Below are 18736 nucleotides of genomic sequence, written 5' to 3'. Positions count from 1 at the left end.
AATATCCTCCCTTTTGATCGAATGGAAAACTAGCGCGAGGCGCCCGTTCCCCTGGAAATGTCGTGCAGACTGGCGCGGCGCCGGAAGTCGGCACCGATCTCGAAATGCTGGTGCAGAAGATCGTCCGTCCGGACCCGGTCGCGGGCGGCAAGGGCCTCCAGGATCAGCCGGTGGTGGTCGATCAGAAACTCCTCGATCCCCTCAACCCGGATGATCTTTTCGCGGCGCTCCAGATGCGAGCGCATCATCAACTGGGAAATCGATGCGTAGATCGTCACCAGGGTCGGCGAATGCGACGCGGCGACGATTGCTTCGTGGAACTTGAAATCGGCGATGCCGCCAAGCTCGGGATTGTCGATCGTCTCGACGATGTGACCGAGCGCATTGGCGATATTGGAAAAATCCTGCTCGGTCGCACGCTGGCAGGCCAGACGCACCGCGTGGTGTTCGATCGCCTTTCTCGCTTCCATGATATCGCCGGTCACGTTCGAGCCGTGGGCGAGCATGAAGCTGAAGACGTCACCAAGCGCCGTTGCATCCGGACGGCGCACGATCGTGCCGACGCCGTGGCGGATCTCGACGGCGCCGATCATCGACAAGGCGCGCAGCGCTTCGCGGAGGACAGGCCGGCTGACATTCAGATGCGCCGCCAGCTCCCGCTCGGGAAGAAGGCAATCGCCCGCCTTCAATTCCCCCGACAGGAGCTGATCGCGCAGAAATGCCGCGACCCTGTTATGGGCGCCTACTTCCTGGGGTTCGCGTCGGATCGTTTTTTTGACTGTCATTTTCTGTCCAGACCGTGGTATGACCTCTAAACTATCCACGGTCGGGACACTGTCAAGCGCCGAAAGACACGTTTCTCATAACCCGTTGCAGTGGCTTGCATTTAACGTCGAATTACAGCCTCGGAACCAACCGGCGAGGCCACAAACCAGAACAGGACCCTGCCATGATCACCGTACTCGGTTCCATCAACATGGACCTCGTCGCCACCACCGAACGCCTGCCGCGGGCCGGCGAAACCGTCGCGGGGAAGTGTTTTGCCACCTCGGCCGGCGGCAAAGGCGCCAATCAGGCATTAGCGGCAAAATTGTCGGGCAGCGCGGTGCGTATGGTTGGTGCCGTCGGTGACGACAGCTTTGCCGCAGGGGCACTCAGCATGCTTCGCTCTGCCTCGGTGGATGTTTCCGGGGTGAAGACCATGCCATCGGCGACCGGCACCGCAATCATCCTCGTCGATACCTCTGGAGAAAATATGATCACCATTATCGCTGGCGCAAACAGCGCCGTCGATACGGACATGGCAGACGAAGCGGTAGCGGGAATGACAAGCGGCGACCTGCTGATGCTGCAGATGGAAATCCCGGCACAGACCGTTGAGCATGCGCTGAAAGCCGCACGCAGAAAGGGCATCACGACCATTTTCAACACAGCGCCATTTACCGCGGACGTGGCTCGGCTTGCCGCATTCGCAGATATCGTCGTGTCCAACGAGACCGAATTTGACCTGCTCGTCGGTTCAACGCTCACGGATTTAAGCGAGCGGCACGAGGCCTTGCTGCGCCTGCATCGCCAGAACGGTCAGACTTTCGTACTGACACTTGGTGCCGACGGTGTGATGGCGGCCCATAACGGCGAGATTACTCAGGCAAAGAGCCTGAAAATCGAACCGGTGGATACGGTCGGGGCCGGTGACACATTCTGTGGCTACCTCGCGGGCAGCCTCGAACAGGGGCTGGACCTGAAAAAGGCACTTCGACGCGCAGCCGTTGCTGGGTCGCTGGCCTGCCTTGCCACTGGAGCGCAAGCGGCGATTCCGGATGCTGGATGCGCTGAAAAAGCCCTAGCCTGATGAGTTTAGCCAAGCAGGGTTCATATCCGATGGGCCGGCCCCACAAGAACTGAGAGGCCGTGCCTTTCGAGAGGCGAGGATTTCCCACTTAATCCCGATCGCCGCGAAGCCGAAGCCGTGATCGAGGCGGCCGAGGTCGTTCGTCTAACGGCGCGCGATCATGCGCGCGTGCTCGAACTGCTAGAAAATCCGCCCAAGCCCAACGCGAAGCTGCGGGCAGCGATAGCGGCGTTGCCCGACACTCTATGACGCTGCCCGACTGGAGAGAGGAAGCAATCGCGAATTCGCATGGTCGCCAGTCCTTCGACTGCGGCGATCCGGCGATAAACGATTTCCTCCGACGCTACGCCGGTCAAAGTCACGAACAGAACGCCTCAAAGACCTTCTGTGCAATCGACGCCTCTACGCCCAACCGCGTGCTGGGATTCTACACTGTGGCGCACGCAGGCGTGCCGGCGTCGATGACAAAGGGGCTGGCCCAACACGAAGTTCCTGGCTTCAAGCTGGCCCGGATCGCGACCGATGTCTCCGTCGCGGGCCATGGTTTGGGCGGCCAGCTCCTCGTCGCCGCGGCGCTTCGCTGCCTCCGGATCGCGTCCGAGGCTGGCGGCGTGCTATTGATTATCGACGCCAAGGGCGAGCGCGCGGCCCAATGGTATGCCAGCTATGGGGCCGAGCCGCTGGAGAACCACACGTTCACGCTGGTCATGCCGCTCGCCACCTTCGCCGCCGACCTCAAGACCAAGGGCCTTCTCTGACGGTCGTTCGCAGTTTCGTTCTTTCAGGGTTAGCTAATGCGACTGACCGTACTTCATCCAGAATTGAAGCCTCGCTGTGCACCGATACGACCTGGCTGCGGCTGCGCGGCATACCCCATGCGAGCACCAATCCGCCGTATGGCGGCGTCGATCTTGGCGAGGGACGTCGCACGGTCCTCAACCGGCAGATAGGTCAGATATCGACCGACCGGCGTGGAAGGTCTCTAACGAAGAGATTGATGGCCATGGCGCCCTTCAAAGCGAAGACACCCTCCTCAGCAACGAGTGGCAGAACCCGAACGAGGAGACTGACTTGTGCGCGGTAAGCTTCAGACGCCGGCGTCGAGTGCCGCCGGCACAGTGATCTGATACTTACTGTCCAATCGACCGTCGACCACGATCTGACGCTTGCCATGACCGAGGTCGATACGTTTGAGATCGAGCCGGCCGAAGTAGGCATCAGTCCGGCAGTGCGGCGATCCTCATGTGTTTGATGCGCGTAGTGAGTCTTTTCCTTTCGCGTCGCGGCAGCACTACATGCGGAAAAACAAATCCGGTCATGCTTCCGCAATTGTCGGAGCCCAAATAGAAGCCACGCAACTTGGAAACGGCGGGCAGACCTCACCCGCCCTCATCCTTTGGAACAGAGCATGGCTTCAAAACGAACGACAGAACCAGCAGCGGCGCCGGTGGTTGTCGAATCCATTCAAACTACCATCGTGATCTTCGGTGCGGCATGCGGCACACCAGGCACCAGGCAATGGCCGATCATCCTCATCGTCAGAAGGGACGGAAAGATTGTCCATGTCTGGGCAGGCAAGATGCCGATGGTCGGGATGAAACCGCATCCCGTGCCGCTAGAACCGGCAAGACGGGTCGGTGGCCAGCCATGACGCGCAAGACCATTGCTCGCATGCTCGCAAACCTGTTCTTCGTGACGATCCTGTTTGGTGCGCTTCTCGGCGGTCCGATCGTGATGCTCATTTTGTTTTCAGAGCGGCTTGCGCTGTGACCATGCCGAAACGACAGATGGGATATTCCGGTGCGCGGCATTTGTGCAAACTTGCGCTGCTGCAGACATGCCGCATGATCCCATCGAGTGACGGCAATGCGGCGATAGACGGCTCAGCGCGCTTAACAAATCAAAATATATCTCGTGATGACATTGCCGAGCGCGTTGGAGAATATCGCGACAACATCACCACCGGCGGAAGGGCATGGCCATGTTCCGCTCGCTTAATTTTATCCCTCGATCACGACCTGCCATCAGAGGGTCATACTCACGCAAAGGAACACGGAATGCGCGCAGCTCGCTTGCCAGGCGACCTCTCTTCTTGCCAATTTTTCATGCCATTGCTTGTCCTTGCAATTTTCGCCGGCGCACCGGCGCGAGCCGAAGAACCTCTTTCCGGCGTCATCGCCGACGGCAAGCCGTGGGAGATGGTCGTCGTCAAACGAAAAGCCTCAAACATCCTCGTGTTTCGTCCGGATGGCGGTGGAACGATCAGCGACAGCCTGGTGAGCATAAGTCCGACATGGAGGGCCGCTCCGGATGGGATTTGCATAAGGCCGCGGCCGGGGGAGGCCGAAAAATGCCTTCAACTGACGCGGACCAAAGCCGGCATCGAAGCGTCGCAGAACGGCAAGACCGTTTGGGTGCTCAAGCGATGAAGCACACTGAGGCAATCCGGATTTTGGTATTGAGTCCGAAAGGAGCATACACTCGCCTCGTTTCGCGAGGCTTCTGGTACAGTTTCAGCTTCCAAAAACACAGATACGAAATCAGGATCACAACATCCTAAAATCTATCTGTGGTTGCTCCGTCGGCAATAATCGCGTAGAAATTACACGTGCGAAACATCGGGTGAGCCGTTACGATGGATACGATTCCTACCGAAGACTTTGACGCGGCTTTGACCTTGACCGATACTCTCGACCACTTGCCGGCCAACAAACGGCGCGAGCTTGCCCGTGTGCTGGAAATCATATTTTCAGAGGTCGAGCAGTTCCGTGCCACCAAGCAGTCGTCGAAGAAGGCCAATAGCAAAATCCTCAAGGTTATTCTCTACGGATCCTATGCGCGCGGCGACTGGGTGGAGGACCGTTTGAGCGGCTACCGCTCCGATTACGATATCCTGATCGTCGTCAATTCCGAGACCTTCGCGCAAGAGCAAGAACTGTGGCTCGGCCTGGATGAGCGGCTTCTCCGAGAGCAGATCGCCCACCGGATCGAAACGCCGGTCATCCCGATCGTCCACAGCCTGCATGATGTCAACGACCAGCTCTCACGCGGCCGACCCTTCTTCGTCGATATCAAAAGAGACGGAAAGGTTCTCTACGAAGAGGAAGGCTATCCACTGGCCCATCCGAAGCCACTGACCAAGGACGAGGCGAAAGCTGAGGCACAGAAAAATTTCGAGCAATGGTACCAGCTGTCGCAAGAGGCCCTCGTTGGAGCCCAACTGATGCTCGAACGAAACATCTGGCGCGACGGCGCCTTCATGCTTCATCAGGCAACCGAGCGCGCCTATCATTGCCTTCTGCTAACGCTGACGCTCTACAGCCCGAAATCGCATCGCATCAAGGTTCTGCGCTCCAAGGCAGAGGACCTGGATAGGAGGCTGGTCAACGCCTGGCCAAGAGACAATCGCATTGCCCGCCGACGGTTCGAACTCCTGTCTAGGGCATATGTCGAAGCCCGCTATTCAGCGAGCTATGAGATTACCGCAGAAGATCTCGCATGGCTGGTCGAGCGAGTGAAGGTTCTCCAAGAAACGGTGACGTTGATATGCCAAGAGAAGCTGGAGGACGCCGGTTAGCGCAGCCGGTATGCGGCGCTATGAATGTGGTGCCAGCGCTTCAAAATCGCCCGAAAATCTAGGTGATTGTTGATCTCGGGAGCATCTATCCGATAAGGGAAGCGAGCAAATAGGGATTCGGCTACTTGCCATCGGCAGGGGACCCGAGAAAAGGCAGAGATGCGCTACTTCATTACGGGAACGGCAGGCTTCATTGGCTTTCATCTGGCCCGCCGGCTGTTGCAGGATGGGCATGAGGTAACAGGCTTCGACGGACTGACAGCCTATTACAATGTCAGGCTGAAGGAGATGCGTCATGCCGCGCTGATGCAATATCCTGCCTTCCGCCCGATTGTCGCTATGCTGGAAGACAAGGCAGCGCTGGAGGCCGCCGTTTCAGCTGCAAGGCCGGATGTTCTCGTTCATCTGGCCGCGCAAGCCGGTGTGCGCTACAGCATCGAAAACCCGCAAGCCTATCTGCGTTCAAACATCGAAGGTTCCTGGAACATTCTGGAGCTAGCCAGCCGTATCGAGCTTCGCCATCTCATGCTTGCCTCGACCTCCTCGATCTACGGCGCCAATACGATCGTCCCCTTCCGCGAGACCGACCGCGCCGACGAGCCGCTGAGCTTCTATGCCGCCAGCAAGAAGTCCATGGAGTTGATGGCGCATAGCTATTCACATCTCTACAAGATTCCGACCACGGCCTTCCGCTTCTTTACCGTTTACGGCCCGTGGGGCCGGCCCGACATGGCGCTCTTCAAGTTCGTCAAGAACATGATCGAGGACAAGCCGATCGAGATTTACGGCAAGGGCAATATGAGCCGCGATTTCACCTACATTGACGATCTGGTCGAAGCCGTGGTCAGGCTGTCAGACGTCATTCCCTCGGAAACCAACCGCGTCACCGACGCAGGAATTGAAACGCTTTCTCACCAGGCTCCCTTTCGCATCGTCAATATCGGCGGCGGGCAACCGGTCAGCCTCATGGACTTCATCGAGAAGGTCGAGAATGTAATGGGGCACGGAGCAAAGCACGTCATGCTTCCCATGCAGAGGGGCGACGTGCCCCGCACCTTTGCAAGCCCTGACCTTCTCCTCACCCTGACAGGCTACCAGCCGAACACCCCTTTAGAAATAGGCGCCAAGGCCTTCGTCGAGTGGTATCTGGAAGCCAAGCAGGAACTCGGCACGATCGATATGTAAGCTCCTGACGGCTATCGCGATGCGCCGATACGCTTGAGGCAGTAGGAAAAGTGAGCATCCGGCTCGAGCGTCAGAAATTCGAAGCGCCAGCCGTACGCCACGCAGAACTTGTTGACCGCCTCGACAACCCCATAGACGACGGGTTTGACCGTATTACCCGTGCAGAAATCATGGCCAGCGATTCTGCCATCCGGCTTTACTTTGCGATCCGCCAGCAGGAGCTCCTGCCATGTCAGCGCGAAGGAGTGATCGGTGTCGATATAGAGCCAATCGAACGTGCTGTCGTCGAACTGGGACAGCATATCGAGCGACGTACCCTGGCGAATGACAACGCTACCCCCGGCGATCTCCGATCCAAATTTGTTATTGATGATTTGAAGACCTTCTGAGTATCGGTCCATATTCCAGGGATCGATGAGATAGAGCCGCTGCGGCTGATTGCGCGAAATGATCTCCTCGCTAAAGGCACCCTCCGCAACGCCCAACTCGGCCACGATCCCGCCTTTCGGCAGATTGTCGAGAAGCTTGCCACGATCGGGCAGCAACCGTGCTTCTTCCGTGTGGGCGTAATCCAGAAATGTCCGGGGGGTGCTCTGCCGAAGGGCCGCTCGCTGCTCTCGCGTCGTCATTTTCGCTCCGAATTTTTTCAACCGCACCTCTACAGAGAATGCCCGCTATGGGGAAGAGCGGCGCCCGCAAGCAAATTGCACAGAAACTCAAAAAGAGGCTTGCGGTTCTTTCTCAATATCGTTAGAGACGCTGCACCGAACGATGACACAGAGCATCGAGGGCGATTAGCTCAGTTGGTAGAGCGCCTCGTTTACACCGAGGATGTCGGGAGTTCGAGTCTCTCATCGCCCACCATTCCAGTATTTTCCCTTTGATTACGCATCGCTTTTTTCCTCGTTTGTCTCAATTGGATTTTGAGGCCGCGAAAGTGAGACACTTTCCGCCTCGCTAGACCGCTCGCGACGCTCGAAAGCGTTCGCTGTCATCCGCCGCCTGTTTGCCTTTTCGACGTAGATTTGCGCCGTCTTCAGGTTGGTCCAACCGAAGATCGCCATGAGTTCCGAGGCCGAAGCGCCGCTCTCGGGAAGAGCCACGGCGGCCGCTTTTCGAAGTCCGTGGGACGAACATTGCGGCAGTCCCGCCTCATCGCACCAATCCCGCATCTTGTTGCCAAGGCCCTCGATGACGAACGGTTTTCCGAATGAGGTGAGCAAATACGCATCGCGGCCGACCTCCATGGCGGCGATTGCCGCCTGCAGATCCTTGGTCATTGGGGCTTCGATCGTCACCGGGAACCGATCGCGATTCTTGAAGGCGGTGAAGCGGAGCCACCGCCGCCCTGTAGCCGCGCCACCGAGTGCGTCGCACGACATCTGAACGGCTATCGCGGCATTCTGCAAGTGGACGGCTACACCGCCTATACCAAGCTCGTCCGCAAGGATGGAGGCAATGACAGCGCCACTCTGGCCGGCTGCTGGTCGCACAGCCGCAGGAAGTTCTACGAGTTGCATGCCGCAAACAGCTCGAAGGTCGCTACAGACACTATCGAGCGGATGGCAAAGCTGTGGGAGATCGAGGAGAGTGTGCGCGGCCAAAGCCCTGAGGCTCGTGTCGCAGCACGACAGGAGTTCTCCGCGGCGATCGTTCGTGACCTCTTCACTCTCTGGCAGGCCAGCCTGCCGCGGGTATCCGGAAAATCCAAACTCGCGGAAGCTCTCCGCTATGCCATATCGCGCCGCGATATCTTCGAGCGCTTCCTGAAAGACGGCCGCGTCGAACTGGACTCCAACATTGTTGAGCGGGCGATCAGGCCCCAGGCGATTACGAGAAAAAATAGCCTATTCGCTGGAAGCGACGGCGGCGGCAGGACTTGGGCGACCATCGCGACGCTGCTTCAAACGGCCAAAATGAACAACGTTAATCCGCAGGCCTGGCTCAGACAGACGCTTGAGCGCCTTGCGAAGGCATGGCCCAACACCGAAATCGAAGCCCTCATGCCGTGGAACTATACCGCCTGAATGGCCCCAGCTTGTCGCTTACCGCCCCAGTGAAGCTTCGCTGGAATTTCCTGATTTGGCATCGGCGCCGCGTTCTGATCAGCTCAATCGTGCGCGCGAAATTGCGGCCGTTCCTCCGCCGAGAGGCAGCATCGTCGACAGCAGAAATGAACTCACTGATAATTGGCGTTGGGCGGCGCTGAGGAAGTCCAGCGGAAATTCTGATCGATAAATCAATCTGTTACAGCATTCGTTCCGCGTGAAACGTCGCCACCGAAGAGAAAATCGGAAAGCTGGATATAGCCACTCATCATGTAGTCGCGGCGACATGATATTGGTGAGTCACTGCATAGGAATGTATCCGAAATCAGTGTTCAAAGCGGAACACAGCCACGCGCGTTGAGGGTTGATATCACTCGGAAGCTGGAACTTAAATTTACCTGGGGGGATCGTATAAGCCTTGCCCATCTCCGGCGCTATATTGAGCGGAATGGCGTTTTCGGATTTTGCAATCGGCGGGAAAAGATCCATTTGGTCGGCGCCGTAGACACTATGCAAATAGCAAACACGAAAGGCTGCTTCGGATATCTTCTGTGGCGCGTATTTCAGCCCATTCGGAATGGTAAACGACCCGCTTTTAAGCTCCCCAGTAACCTCATTGGAGCTAACAGCAAAAGTTCCAACCAAATCGAATTCGGCGCCAGGTGCGCCAGGTAGTGGCTTGAATTCAAAGGTGCTTGGCGCAGACATCCCGGATGAGATTAGCGCGACGCCCGGAGGAACTGTGAGCGCCGGCCGCGGATTCAATATTTGCGCGAGTATCGCCACAAGAACGATCGCAACAACCGAAGTCCCTGCTGTCGCCAGCACCCAGAGCAGATAATTCGGGCGCCTAATGCGAGTCGACCTCAGGGACTTAACTATGACAAGCCCGACGCCAGCTGTGCCCGAGACCACACTCGCCCATACGGCCTTGTAGGCGTCCGTCAGAAAACTCGGAAGCTGCTGAAATGTGTTTCTTGCAACAAATTGCGTAGCGATCGTGAAGATGAAAATATCAATCGCACCAGCTAGAAGTATGATAATAAAAACGTCAATGAGGTCAGGTGTCGCCCGTCGAGACTGATTCTGATATGCAGTCATAGCCTCCCCCAAAGCCCAAATTCCGCTTATAACTTAGCGCAATCGCGTCGACAGCGCGACTACTTATCGTCGCATCCTCACCGCACTTACCCTATAAGATTAGCTGCCTCTCGCGCGCCGCGACGGTACTTCTCCCGACAATCGGCTGTCGAAAAGGTCGGCTCGCGTACGAGCATCTCTTCGAGAGCGGCAGAACTCTAGAGTCGTAAAAACATCTGCCGCCACAGCTCAATCGCCTGAAATGAAGGGTATCCCGAGCCTGTTTCGTTCGTAGATAACTGCCCGACACGCCATCTTCAACGACGCCTTTGAGGATCTGATCTCGCTAACGCGCCCCAAATCAGCAGGGCGATCCTTCACGTCGAAATCGTCTCCACTTGCCGCTCGACGGAAGTTGAGGTGCGCTGCGTCCAGCCGCAGTGCCGAGCCAGGCACCCGATCTTTTATGAACGATATGAAGCTGGCAATCTCATGCAACAGGCACACCGTTTCTGATACGTCCGGGGCGGAAGGGTCCCCAACCTTGGACCAAGCCTCGCCTGCAGCTTTCGCACAAGCTTCGGCCACATTCTCAATTTCATTGAGAGTAGCGTCGATCAACTTTCGATTGTCGGTGTAGCGCTGGGTGAACGAGAGGCCAACCAGACCAGTTATACCGGTCGCAAGACCACCCATAATCGAGACGAAGAACGTCTGGATGAGGTCAGGCATGCGTTGTTTGGTCGACGTAGGAACGTATGTCCTGCACGTAAATGTCGAAGTCTGGAGAGGCTACCAGCTTGATCTTCTCGAAAAACTGATCCGGGGTCAGGTGGAGCGTGCGTACAAGACCGCCAAAGGCCTCGTCCAAAAACGACGATGGGTAGCCGCGCGTGCCATCCATTTCTATAAGAACACGGTCATAGTTCTGAAATGCAGGAATGAGGAATTTCTCGCGAAATTCTTGTCCAGATGCCTTACCGTCTGTGTAATAGCGTCCGCCAGGTACCCGCGAGAATTCCTTGGCGACGTTGATGATCTTCTCAGCCATGGTCTTAATTCCGCCGATCACTTGCAATGCTCCATTCGATCAACGTGCCGCCGATTGATTCGGCGTGACTAGTTTCGTGGATGGACTTTGTCAAGCTATCATAAACCGCTTCACCTTTGCCACTGACAATTCTGAGATATCCGGGATGATGGTCCAGCAGCCTCATCATGATTGGCAGGCCTTTGCCTCTCCCCTGTAAATGGGTGCGCGTCCTACCATATTCCATTGCCGCCGAAATCATCTTGGCATCATCCGACCCACTTAAACTCAGGATGGGCCTTAAATGTTCCCACAAACCCGACCGTGGCAGCGTTGCAGGAATACCAACCCCTAAATCAAACACGGCCGCGGTCAGCTGCCGCTCAAACCTATCGTACGAGCCTGTCATGAACCATGTGCCAGGCTCGACCCCATACCATCGCTCTTCCGAGTAGGCGTGGTGCTTCGAGTTCTTTAAGGCTTCTATGAGTCCATCATAGATGAAGTTCTGCGCCGGCAGATCACCGGCGATTTCGGCAAGGCAATCAAGCAAATGGCCGCACTTGTTGCCGTCAACCTCGGCGTCGACGCTATATTCTATGATTTCTAGGCTCGGGTTGTCATCTCGCCGCATTACTGGATAAACGTTCGGCGTAGCGAGCAATTTGAACAGGCCGAGCTCTTGCAGGGTGCGCCGCACCTCAGGATCCCACTCGTCCTGCCGAATAGCCGAGAGACGGCGACCGACGAACCGTTGAAGCCGATAGAGCTCCGCGGCAAGCATCAATGCTGCACCCGGCGCCACTTTCTTCAGCGCCGCAAACTCGATCCCAAAAGGACGATCGAACGCGCGGTCATTATATGCCATTGAGCGAAAATGACTGAAAAACCCTATGACCTTGTCATAGTTGTTGCGAAGAGAGAAATCTGCCGGCGGTGTGATGAAGTCATGCATGACACGCCTGGAACCCCGAGCCGACGTTATTGCCGGCCGAATTGCCGAACCGCTGGGACGGCTTACACGATCAACATGCTCTTGTGATGACGGCACGCGCTTAGCCGTTGCCATTCTTCGGCCTCTTTGCTGTCTTCGCCTAAATTCGTTTCGGGCGCGGAGACGGTGCCACTCTATCTGATCAAAGGTTGTGCGCTTCAAAATGTCCTCACCGGATAAACGTGTCGCACATTGTTGCGCAGGACGCGACATTACAATTTTAACGATCCCCAAATTTTCATAACCTCGTCGCAGACAGGCCGGTCACTGGCGGTGTCTCCCAAGCACGACGATCTTGCACAATCATCGATTGCTCGACAAAGTAAGCATATCAACACTGGAGGTAGTAATGTCCACAGACTTCGAGCAGATGAAGAAAGCAATGCTTGACACATTCGGAAGCCGGGAGGGCCATCTTGGGTGGCAAATCATAGAACTTTCTCGTTCCGGCCAGCCCTGCGACATTACGTTTTTCAAGCGCGCGCCTATCATTAATACCAAGATATCAGAGCGCATTTCCACCGCGCTGATGTACGGCGCAGGCGCTGCCAAGCTCAAGGAGTTGTTCGAAAGCATTGAGTTTGGGAATGGCGAGCGGGCTGGCTTTGGCGAAATCTGGACGATAAACCCTATGCCGGCGGGTGGCTTCACAGTAGAGGAGCTCGCCGCCATTGATATGTCAGAAGTAGATAGGCCAGAACAGGCTTACGGGGGCAAGTCTTTGCGGGACGTCATCAAAGACACATACCGCCCAACGACGGATGAGCAGCTAGACCTTTACATCCGCCGTTGGATTGCGTCCTGATCGTCGACAATAACCTATGATGATGGGGCGGCGGAGATCAGGCGGCCAGCGCCTAACCTTCTCTTGCAGCCATCCAATTTCTGGTGATAACCGCCGCAGCTTCTGCAGCCTCCGGCGCCGGGCATCCGAGACCGGTGCGCGGCGCCCCACCCCACCGCCCGATGACGGGGTGGTGGGTGGCAAGGATGTCCTATACGCTTCGTTCCTCAAGGTTTTTGCCGCGTTTAGGAACACAGATCCTATGACACCCGATGAACGAACAATTTTGAAGGCTCTAGCCCATATGTGTCTCCAGTACCTGGACGAAGGCACGGAAGGGCTCATGCACAAATCTATGGGTCCCGGCGAGCACGCTGTCGAAGTGTTGGCATCCTACGGCTTAGTGCAGCCGGAACTCGGAGGTGGGTTTTGGACAGAAGAGGGTTTGCGTCTTCTGGATGCCGAATGGCCTTCTGATCGTGCGAGTTTCCTGCAACGCATGTCAAAATCCTGAAGGCCGGTCGCAAGCAGATGATGATGGCGCGGTGGGGTGTCTGGCGAGAACGAGTTGAAAAGACGAGAGCCGAGGGACGACAGATGATCGACTACAGCGCCGGACTTCTTGTGGTTCTCTACGTCCTCGTCTTTTTCGGCATGCGCGCCGGAAGGCAAAGCGTGATTATTAGCCTGCTATGGCCTGCCATGTTCGGCTTCATGTTAGCCGATAAACTCCATAAGCTCGACAAAGAAAACGGGACCAGCCAGCAATAAGCGCCCCCGCTTTTAAGGAGATGGCGGCTGGGGTGGTTGCACATGTCGCGGAGAAGGCCGTGGGGAGTTGCTATGATGATGGCGTCCCGACTATACCCCCTATGAACATAATGGCTTGTGAGGTCACATGACTTGGGGTGCAGCAGAATGGAGTGCGGTTGGCGGCTTTGTCTCAGCCGCAGCTACAGCGGTCGCCGGATATTTAGCGCTATATGCAGCAACAAAAACGATAAAGGCGACAAGAGAGGCCTCCAAAACCAGCGAGCGACTACTTAAAGACCAGATCTTGTTACAACGTGATGAACTGGAAAGCGTTCGTAGCGATCAAAGACCATGGGTCAAACCGTCGTTCGAAATCGTCGATCTTGTCGACAATCCCGACGACGATGACAATCTCACGAAGATTGTGCGTTTGAAGTTCACAATAACAAACATTGGTACTCGGCCCGCTATCAACGCCAATTGCCTATACGCAACGATCGGTCCGAACGTGTCTGAAGATGTGCAGAGCGTGATAGATGCCGCGCGAAGGTTTGATGAGCCTTTACTTGAAAACTTTGGCTACACGCTCTTTCCCGGCGAGTCCCACACAGAAAGTGGAACGACTGGTTTTCCGGTCCGCTATCACGACGGGACCATGGGCTTCCACTTCGGAGGAGTAATCAGCTATCGGCAGACCTCAACATCTCCTTGGGCCTTCACCCCATTCGCATACATCGCCGAGTTCGAGGCGGATACAAACGGGCGTGTCACTCGGTCAACAATTGCTCCCAATTATGCTTATAGCGGACAGCCGAGTTAGACTTGAACATGAAGATGATGGGGCGGTGCGCTTCAAGCAGCCAGAGCTTCCGCTGGGGGTCAATGTTCGGTGCTGATTGACACGCAAGGCAGATTGAGCGGGCGATCGGAGAAAAGACCGGACGCTAATAACCCATGGGCGTTGAGGCTTGAAGCCGATCAGGATCCCACTTATCATTCTCGTCAGCGAGGATCGCCGGGTTCCCACACTGAACCTCGCTCGGGCACATACACCTCGCGCCGAGGTATGCGATGGCACTCTCACTCCAGACATGGAGAAGCAGAATGCGGGAACGCAAAGGCGCAATTGCCTCCGGGTGCGCCACTCGTTATCGAGATGACCTGCTTCCCCGTCAATGCTCAAGGTGTTGCACACCTTAGCGCCACTCTCACCGTCCATCGAGATGATGAGATCGTTGAGCTGCTGCTTCCCAGCCACGCAAGTGGGGTTGGACGCTGGGAATGCAGCGGTATCGCTCCATGTCACGGTCATCAGGACGCACCAAATGCCTCTGTCCCTGATGCGGCGCACGATGGCGTGCATAGAGGGTGCAGATTTCCTCAATCGTGCCTCCGGTCGATGGTGAGCCCAGCGCCCCAGAGCTTCAGGCCGGCACCTCCACGGGCAAGCGGCCTTCCGCCGTATCCCTGCCCGCCCGAGATGCTCAGGCCGGGAGGGTAGAAAAGCGATTGCGCTGCACGTCCAGCAACCACAGACGCAGGCAACTGAAATTCAGCAGCCTCAATGAGAAGTGGTGGGCTGCACGCTGGCTTGCGCCGAAATTGAGGCGCCGCACAAAAAGAACAGCGCATAGTTCAGAGCGATGCCGCCGGATAGGAACGCCGCCCCGAAGACCAGCAGATACATGCCCGCGATAGACAGCGCGCCGGCCGAAGTTGCCGACTCCGAAAGATTGCGCCAGATCGGAAACGCAAGTACCACCCCCAGCAGCAAGACCGCGATCGCGCCACCTTCATAGCCCGCCTCGAGGATCCAGTTGTGCGGATAGATCTCGCCATCGTGCGGCGCCGGCAGCCAGCCCGGGTAGACGCCAGTCAGATCGAGGGAGAAGGATCCGAGACCGTGGCCGAAAGCGACACTTGCCGGCCCAGAAATCCAGCCCTTGTAGGCGAAGTCAAATAACGTGCGTCGCGACCATGTCCGATGATCACCGCCATCTCCGGTGTCGAAGGCACCGGCAGCATCATAGGGATTATGACCGTCAGCCTTCGGCCGGAAGATTGCGCCCTGCTGATATCGTTCCGTCTCGCCTTCCATGCGCTGGACGACGGCGAGATCGCGGGCGATCGGCGCATAGAAGACGCCGACGACCAGCGTCGCTGAGAGGCCGAAGAAGACGAAGGCATGTGCCGCTCCTTTGATCCGGAACACCAGCGCCGTAAATACGATCGGGAACAGCAGAAAGATCGTCCGAGATCCGAGCTCGGCAAGCAGTAGCGTGACCGCCAAGCCGACCACCAGTGCGATCGATATGCGCGCCTTTGTCAGCAACCAGACGAAAGCAGGGATCGCGCCAAGCGCAATGCCGTAAGCAACAAGCTGGTAGTAGCTATAGTACGGCGTCCTGCCTGCGATTTGCGGGATCCCCAGGATGTCGCGGAAATCATCACCCTCCCAAAAAGATCCGTACTGGATCCACGCAACCGGCAAGGCAAGTAGCAAGGTACCACCGGCGATCATCACGACCACAATGACGCCGGCCGGCCGCTGCCCAGCCAGTACGCCGGCAGCAAAGAAGGGCAGCACCGTCAGTATGAATTGGCAGAGATAGCGGATGTTGAATTCAGTCCCGCGGAACGCGAAATACCCAATCGCCGTATAACAGCAGTAGGCGACGAGAATTGCCCCTGGCAGCAGAAGCTGGCGATAGTTTCGAAACGCCATGATGGCGAAAGGGGCGGAAATGACGATAAGCCCAATCACCCACAGCCGGCTTCCAGAAAGCTGATACCACTTCAAAAAATACAGATAATTGAAAAAAACAAGTATTGTCGCAGAAAGCGAGAAAATAAGCCCCACTTTTGATCTTATGCCCTGCATGATTCACCCCTTGGTTGCGAGACTAATCGAGCAGCGTCAAATACTTGTCACCCCTAGTTGACGATCTGTCACATACTTTTTTCAACCCAAACCACTCCATTACCTGATATTGGGCGGTGATGTCGGCTATTATCACTCGTCTCTCGTTTCCGAACGCCCCGGACTGTCCACTGCCAATCCGCTCGTCAAATTCAGACAAGCCCGGATTTCAAATGTATCCTGAGTAGGATCCCGATCCGTGAACGCAAATTGCAACGTCTGTTTCATAATTCGCTGAAAATCTATAGCTGCGCATTTCGAGTAGGGGAATATCAGCGACTTTGCCCGATGGCGCTGTTCAAATACCGCATGCAGACGCTTTGCTTGCCTGCCCCGCTGACCTTGCCCCGATGAAATAAACCGTCTCGTTGGGGATGCCCCCAGCAGGCCGGACCATCCCTATTGGAGAACATCCCAGCGGATCAGAATACCTTTTTGGCAACCATTTGCTGGTTTGACGTCGTGAGTCCCACAATGATCGATGCACTATCAATGAATGCAAATAGCGCGATAAGCGGCAAGTTTTTCACCCCCACCAGCTTTGTCACGGTACTTTTCCAACCGAAACGGGCTTGTATTGCGGCTTGAAACGAATACACCCAAATCAGCGGCGCCGGCAGGCTGCGTTGAGTTTCAACAACCATTCCCGCCTTGCGCAAAAGCGAGCCGAGTCGCTCGAAATTGTACAAATTGAGATGCCGCGGAAAGTAGTAACCTCCCCACGCACCACTCGAGAACATTTTTCTATCCCAACCGTCGGTATTCGGCGTTTCGATAAGCAGCCGACCCCCAGCGCCCAATGCAGCGACAAGCTGACGGACACTTTTTTCCGGTTCCCACAAATGTTCAATCAATTGAAGCATAATGATAAGGTCAAAGGGTACAGGCGGCAGGTCGGCAGTCTCTAGCGCGGACTCGAGCAGATGGATCTCTCTGCTCTCAAGAGCCTGACGCGTCGCCAGTGGAAAGTGCCAGTCCAGCCCAAAAAGCTCGAGGTCTGGCCGTATTTCCCGGAGCGCAATCAACAGCTCGCCATTTCCGCATCCGACATCAAGTATTCTGCCACCAACCGGAAGCTGAGCCAGAACGCTCTTCAGACGCTTCCGATTCACCAAGACTTTCACTCGCGCTAAAATATTGGTGCGCCCTTGAAATCTATTTGAAAACGTTCCGTAATTTTCGGGGTACATGAGCGACAACTGGTCTATTGCCGGTCTTGGATTCAAATAGAAATGCTGGCAGTCATCGCATTGAACATAAGTAAATACATCTTCGGTGCCGTGATAGATATAATCTCGCCCGCTCGCAATGCTGGAGAAACTGCTACTGTTGCAATTCGAACAGATTGTATATGAGCATTTCATTTGATCAATCACAGCAATTGTAAACTCAGAAAAGATATTAGACCGCAAGCGCGTCTTCGACGGGATCCGAAAAATCATCATTTCTGCGGTTTCTTGACAGGTGAATGAACTTCACGAAGCCGCTCTGTTGAAGGTTTCCTGGGAAATGATCGTAGAAGCCCTTATCGAACAGATGCTTGTGCAGTTTTGTCAGATTGTGTTGAGGGATCGCTGGAAAAAGATGATGTTCGACATGATAGTTAAAGTTGGCCTGATACATAAGCCACTTTTCAAACCAGTTCGGCACCGTTGTGCGCGCAACCGGCATCATCGTTAGTTCTTTGCCATCTTCATAGCTTGGATAATCCTCCGGCTGATGCTCGGCGATTGTGCGGATGATATTGAGCGCTATTGCAACGCCGACAATAGGATAGCCCCACAGAAAAATATATAAATACCAGCGGCCCACCGCGACGCACAAGGTCAGAAGCATACCGTTGAATACCAAGGTTACGAGCGGCGCCACCCACGAAGGTGAAACTGAGCTAACCGTAGCATTTTTACGCGCAACGCCCCCATATTTGTCTATGGCGAGCCATAGACCCATGCAACCACTCAGCGCCTTCACCATGACCCAAGCCAGGGCACGAAGTCCTTTGATCGACTGCCGGTAAGGATATCCATCTGCATCTTGCTCACTGCCGAGGTGAGCGTGGTGACTCATATGACGGAACCGATATGCGGCAACCGACATGCCTACAGGCGCAGCGAAAAAGACATCGCACCAAAGATCATTATTTCGGCGGTTGGAATATAGATGAAAATGCGAGGCCTCATGAACCCAAAGAAGCATGGCCTGCGTCACCGCGCAATTGACCACGAACGGGAGCCAAACGAGCCACCAGGGGCCTAGGAGAGCGATCGCCCAGGAGGCTGCAACCTGCAGCCAGATCAGCGAAGTAGCTGTGAGTATCGCAAATGGTCGCGGCTTCTTAAGTGATTCCAGCGTATCGGAATCGACATACTTCCGCGCAACCCTCATACATTCATTGAATCGTGCGTCCATACAGAAAACGAGTTCTCAAATCAGTGAGCTGGATTGATGACATAAACCGGTTCCTGGCGCCACAAGCATCACAGGAGGCAGTTCGACGGAAGAGCAAAGTCCAC

Annotated in this window: 21 protein-coding genes, 1 tRNA gene and 3 pseudogenes; 13 read left to right on the top strand and 12 right to left on the bottom strand. The window is 55.9% G+C overall.

The window, feature by feature from the left end; translation table 11 throughout:
- Positions 1-29: 29 nt before the first annotated feature.
- Positions 30-785 (bottom strand): FadR/GntR family transcriptional regulator, encoded by a 756-nt coding sequence (locus PMI11_RS18190; protein ID WP_007819766.1) that lies wholly within the window; start codon positions 783-785, stop codon positions 30-32.
- Positions 786-949: 164 nt separating this feature from the next.
- Here PMI11_RS18190 and PMI11_RS18185 point away from each other — a divergent pair, with 164 nt between their 5' ends.
- From PMI11_RS18185 to PMI11_RS18180, 3 genes are read left to right on the top strand one after another with little or no spacing between them, the layout of a single operon-like run.
- Entirely contained in the window at positions 950-1852 is a 903-nt protein-coding gene (locus tag PMI11_RS18185; protein WP_007819764.1) for a ribokinase, read from the top strand.
- A 24-nt stretch (positions 1853-1876) separates the two neighbouring features.
- The gene (locus PMI11_RS36620; protein WP_280110103.1) at positions 1877-2101 is read left to right on the top strand and encodes a type II toxin -antitoxin system TacA 1-like antitoxin; all 225 of its coding nucleotides are present in this window, start codon (positions 1877-1879) and stop codon (positions 2099-2101) included.
- Positions 2098-2610: a hypothetical protein gene (locus PMI11_RS18180; RefSeq protein ID WP_007819759.1), complete on the top strand. Its 513-nt coding sequence runs from the start codon at positions 2098-2100 to the stop codon at positions 2608-2610. Before PMI11_RS36620 ends, PMI11_RS18180 begins: the two co-directional genes overlap by 4 nt.
- A 116-nt stretch (positions 2611-2726) precedes the next feature.
- On the opposite strand, the pseudogene PMI11_RS38120 reads toward PMI11_RS18180, so the two are convergent.
- Together PMI11_RS38120 and PMI11_RS36610 are read right to left on the bottom strand one after the other, a co-directional pair.
- Positions 2727-2971 (bottom strand): annotated as a pseudogene (locus PMI11_RS38120) (nucleotidyl transferase AbiEii/AbiGii toxin family protein); the annotation flags it as partial.
- Positions 2940-3056, bottom strand: a pseudogene (locus PMI11_RS36610) (type IV toxin-antitoxin system AbiEi family antitoxin domain-containing protein); the annotation flags it as partial. The pseudogenes PMI11_RS36610 and PMI11_RS38120, both read right to left, overlap by 32 nt.
- 204 nt (positions 3057-3260) lie before the next feature.
- On the opposite strand from PMI11_RS36610, the gene PMI11_RS18175 reads away from it, so the two are divergent.
- From PMI11_RS18175 to PMI11_RS18160, 5 genes are all read left to right on the top strand, one after another.
- On the top strand, positions 3261-3503 hold the full coding sequence (locus PMI11_RS18175) for a hypothetical protein (RefSeq protein ID WP_037071644.1): 243 nt from the start codon (positions 3261-3263) through the stop codon (positions 3501-3503).
- Positions 3500-3622: a hypothetical protein gene (locus PMI11_RS38400; RefSeq protein WP_007819757.1), complete on the top strand. Its 123-nt coding sequence runs from the start codon at positions 3500-3502 to the stop codon at positions 3620-3622. Before PMI11_RS18175 ends, PMI11_RS38400 begins: the two co-directional genes overlap by 4 nt.
- Complete coding sequence (locus PMI11_RS38115) at positions 3619-4281, top strand: hypothetical protein (RefSeq protein ID WP_244430617.1); 663 nt, start codon at positions 3619-3621, stop codon at positions 4279-4281. The genes PMI11_RS38400 and PMI11_RS38115 overlap by 4 nt, the downstream gene beginning before the upstream one ends.
- Positions 4282-4487: 206 nt before the next feature.
- Positions 4488-5429 carry a HEPN domain-containing protein gene (locus tag PMI11_RS18165; RefSeq protein WP_007819753.1) on the top strand — a complete coding sequence of 314 codons (942 nt, stop codon included), beginning with the start codon at positions 4488-4490 and terminating at the stop codon, positions 5427-5429.
- Positions 5430-5588: 159 nt separating this feature from the next.
- Positions 5589-6614, top strand: coding sequence for an NAD-dependent epimerase/dehydratase family protein (locus tag PMI11_RS18160; protein ID WP_007819752.1), 1026 nt, complete (start codon positions 5589-5591; stop codon positions 6612-6614).
- 11 nt (positions 6615-6625) lie between these two features.
- Here PMI11_RS18160 and PMI11_RS18155 read toward each other — a convergent pair whose 3' ends face one another.
- Positions 6626-7243 carry a class I SAM-dependent methyltransferase gene (locus tag PMI11_RS18155; protein WP_007819751.1) on the bottom strand — a complete coding sequence of 206 codons (618 nt, stop codon included), beginning with the start codon at positions 7241-7243 and terminating at the stop codon, positions 6626-6628.
- Positions 7244-7402: 159 nt separating this feature from the next.
- Between PMI11_RS18155 and PMI11_RS18150 the strand changes: the two genes are divergently transcribed.
- Positions 7403-7478: transfer RNA gene (locus tag PMI11_RS18150), tRNA-Val, on the top strand.
- A gap of 20 nt (positions 7479-7498) precedes the next feature.
- Here PMI11_RS18150 and PMI11_RS18145 read toward each other — a convergent pair.
- The gene (locus PMI11_RS18145) at positions 7499-7894 is read right to left on the bottom strand and encodes a tyrosine-type recombinase/integrase (protein WP_157179655.1); all 396 of its coding nucleotides are present in this window, start codon (positions 7892-7894) and stop codon (positions 7499-7501) included.
- Positions 7895-7966: 72 nt separating this feature from the next.
- On the opposite strand from PMI11_RS18145, the pseudogene PMI11_RS18140 reads away from it, so the two are divergent.
- Positions 7967-8641 (top strand): annotated as a pseudogene (locus PMI11_RS18140) (IS66 family transposase); the annotation flags it as partial.
- 321 nt (positions 8642-8962) lie between these two features.
- Here the strand turns inward: PMI11_RS18140 and PMI11_RS18135 are convergent.
- The 4 genes from PMI11_RS18135 to PMI11_RS18120 form a co-directional block, all read right to left on the bottom strand.
- Positions 8963-9763 (bottom strand): hypothetical protein, encoded by an 801-nt coding sequence (locus PMI11_RS18135; protein ID WP_007819748.1) that lies wholly within the window; start codon positions 9761-9763, stop codon positions 8963-8965.
- 228 nt (positions 9764-9991) lie between these two features.
- Positions 9992-10474: a hypothetical protein gene (locus PMI11_RS18130; protein ID WP_037071641.1), complete on the bottom strand. Its 483-nt coding sequence runs from the start codon at positions 10472-10474 to the stop codon at positions 9992-9994.
- Positions 10467-10793 (bottom strand): STAS-like domain-containing protein, encoded by a 327-nt coding sequence (locus tag PMI11_RS18125; RefSeq protein WP_037071650.1) that lies wholly within the window; start codon positions 10791-10793, stop codon positions 10467-10469. Before PMI11_RS18125 ends, PMI11_RS18130 begins: the two co-directional genes overlap by 8 nt.
- A gap of 4 nt (positions 10794-10797) precedes the next feature.
- The gene (locus tag PMI11_RS18120; protein ID WP_007819743.1) at positions 10798-11727 is read right to left on the bottom strand and encodes a hypothetical protein; all 930 of its coding nucleotides are present in this window, start codon (positions 11725-11727) and stop codon (positions 10798-10800) included.
- A gap of 388 nt (positions 11728-12115) precedes the next feature.
- On the opposite strand from PMI11_RS18120, the gene PMI11_RS18115 reads away from it, so the two are divergent.
- From PMI11_RS18115 to PMI11_RS18100, 3 genes are all read left to right on the top strand, one after another.
- Positions 12116-12571: a hypothetical protein gene (locus PMI11_RS18115; RefSeq protein WP_007819742.1), complete on the top strand. Its 456-nt coding sequence runs from the start codon at positions 12116-12118 to the stop codon at positions 12569-12571.
- 576 nt (positions 12572-13147) lie between these two features.
- On the top strand, positions 13148-13321 hold the full coding sequence (locus PMI11_RS18105; protein WP_007819739.1) for a hypothetical protein: 174 nt from the start codon (positions 13148-13150) through the stop codon (positions 13319-13321).
- Between the two features lie 127 nt (positions 13322-13448).
- The gene (locus tag PMI11_RS18100) at positions 13449-14123 is read left to right on the top strand and encodes a hypothetical protein (protein ID WP_007819737.1); all 675 of its coding nucleotides are present in this window, start codon (positions 13449-13451) and stop codon (positions 14121-14123) included.
- A gap of 741 nt (positions 14124-14864) precedes the next feature.
- Here the strand turns inward: PMI11_RS18100 and PMI11_RS18095 are convergent.
- The 3 genes from PMI11_RS18095 to PMI11_RS18085 form a co-directional block, all read right to left on the bottom strand.
- Positions 14865-16184 carry a hypothetical protein gene (locus tag PMI11_RS18095; protein WP_007819733.1) on the bottom strand — a complete coding sequence of 440 codons (1320 nt, stop codon included), beginning with the start codon at positions 16182-16184 and terminating at the stop codon, positions 14865-14867.
- 461 nt (positions 16185-16645) lie between these two features.
- A complete protein-coding gene (locus PMI11_RS18090) occupies positions 16646-17668 on the bottom strand; it encodes a class I SAM-dependent methyltransferase (protein WP_244430615.1) in 1023 nt (340 codons plus the stop codon).
- On the bottom strand, positions 17625-18632 hold the full coding sequence (locus tag PMI11_RS18085; protein ID WP_007819729.1) for a fatty acid desaturase family protein: 1008 nt from the start codon (positions 18630-18632) through the stop codon (positions 17625-17627). Before PMI11_RS18085 ends, PMI11_RS18090 begins: the two co-directional genes overlap by 44 nt.
- Positions 18633-18736: the final 104 nt, after the last annotated feature.

The organism is Rhizobium sp. CF142, from assembly GCF_000281145.1.
Classification (GTDB): Bacteria; Pseudomonadota; Alphaproteobacteria; order Rhizobiales; family Rhizobiaceae; genus Rhizobium.
This window is presented reverse-complemented; position numbering and strand designations above follow the sequence as displayed.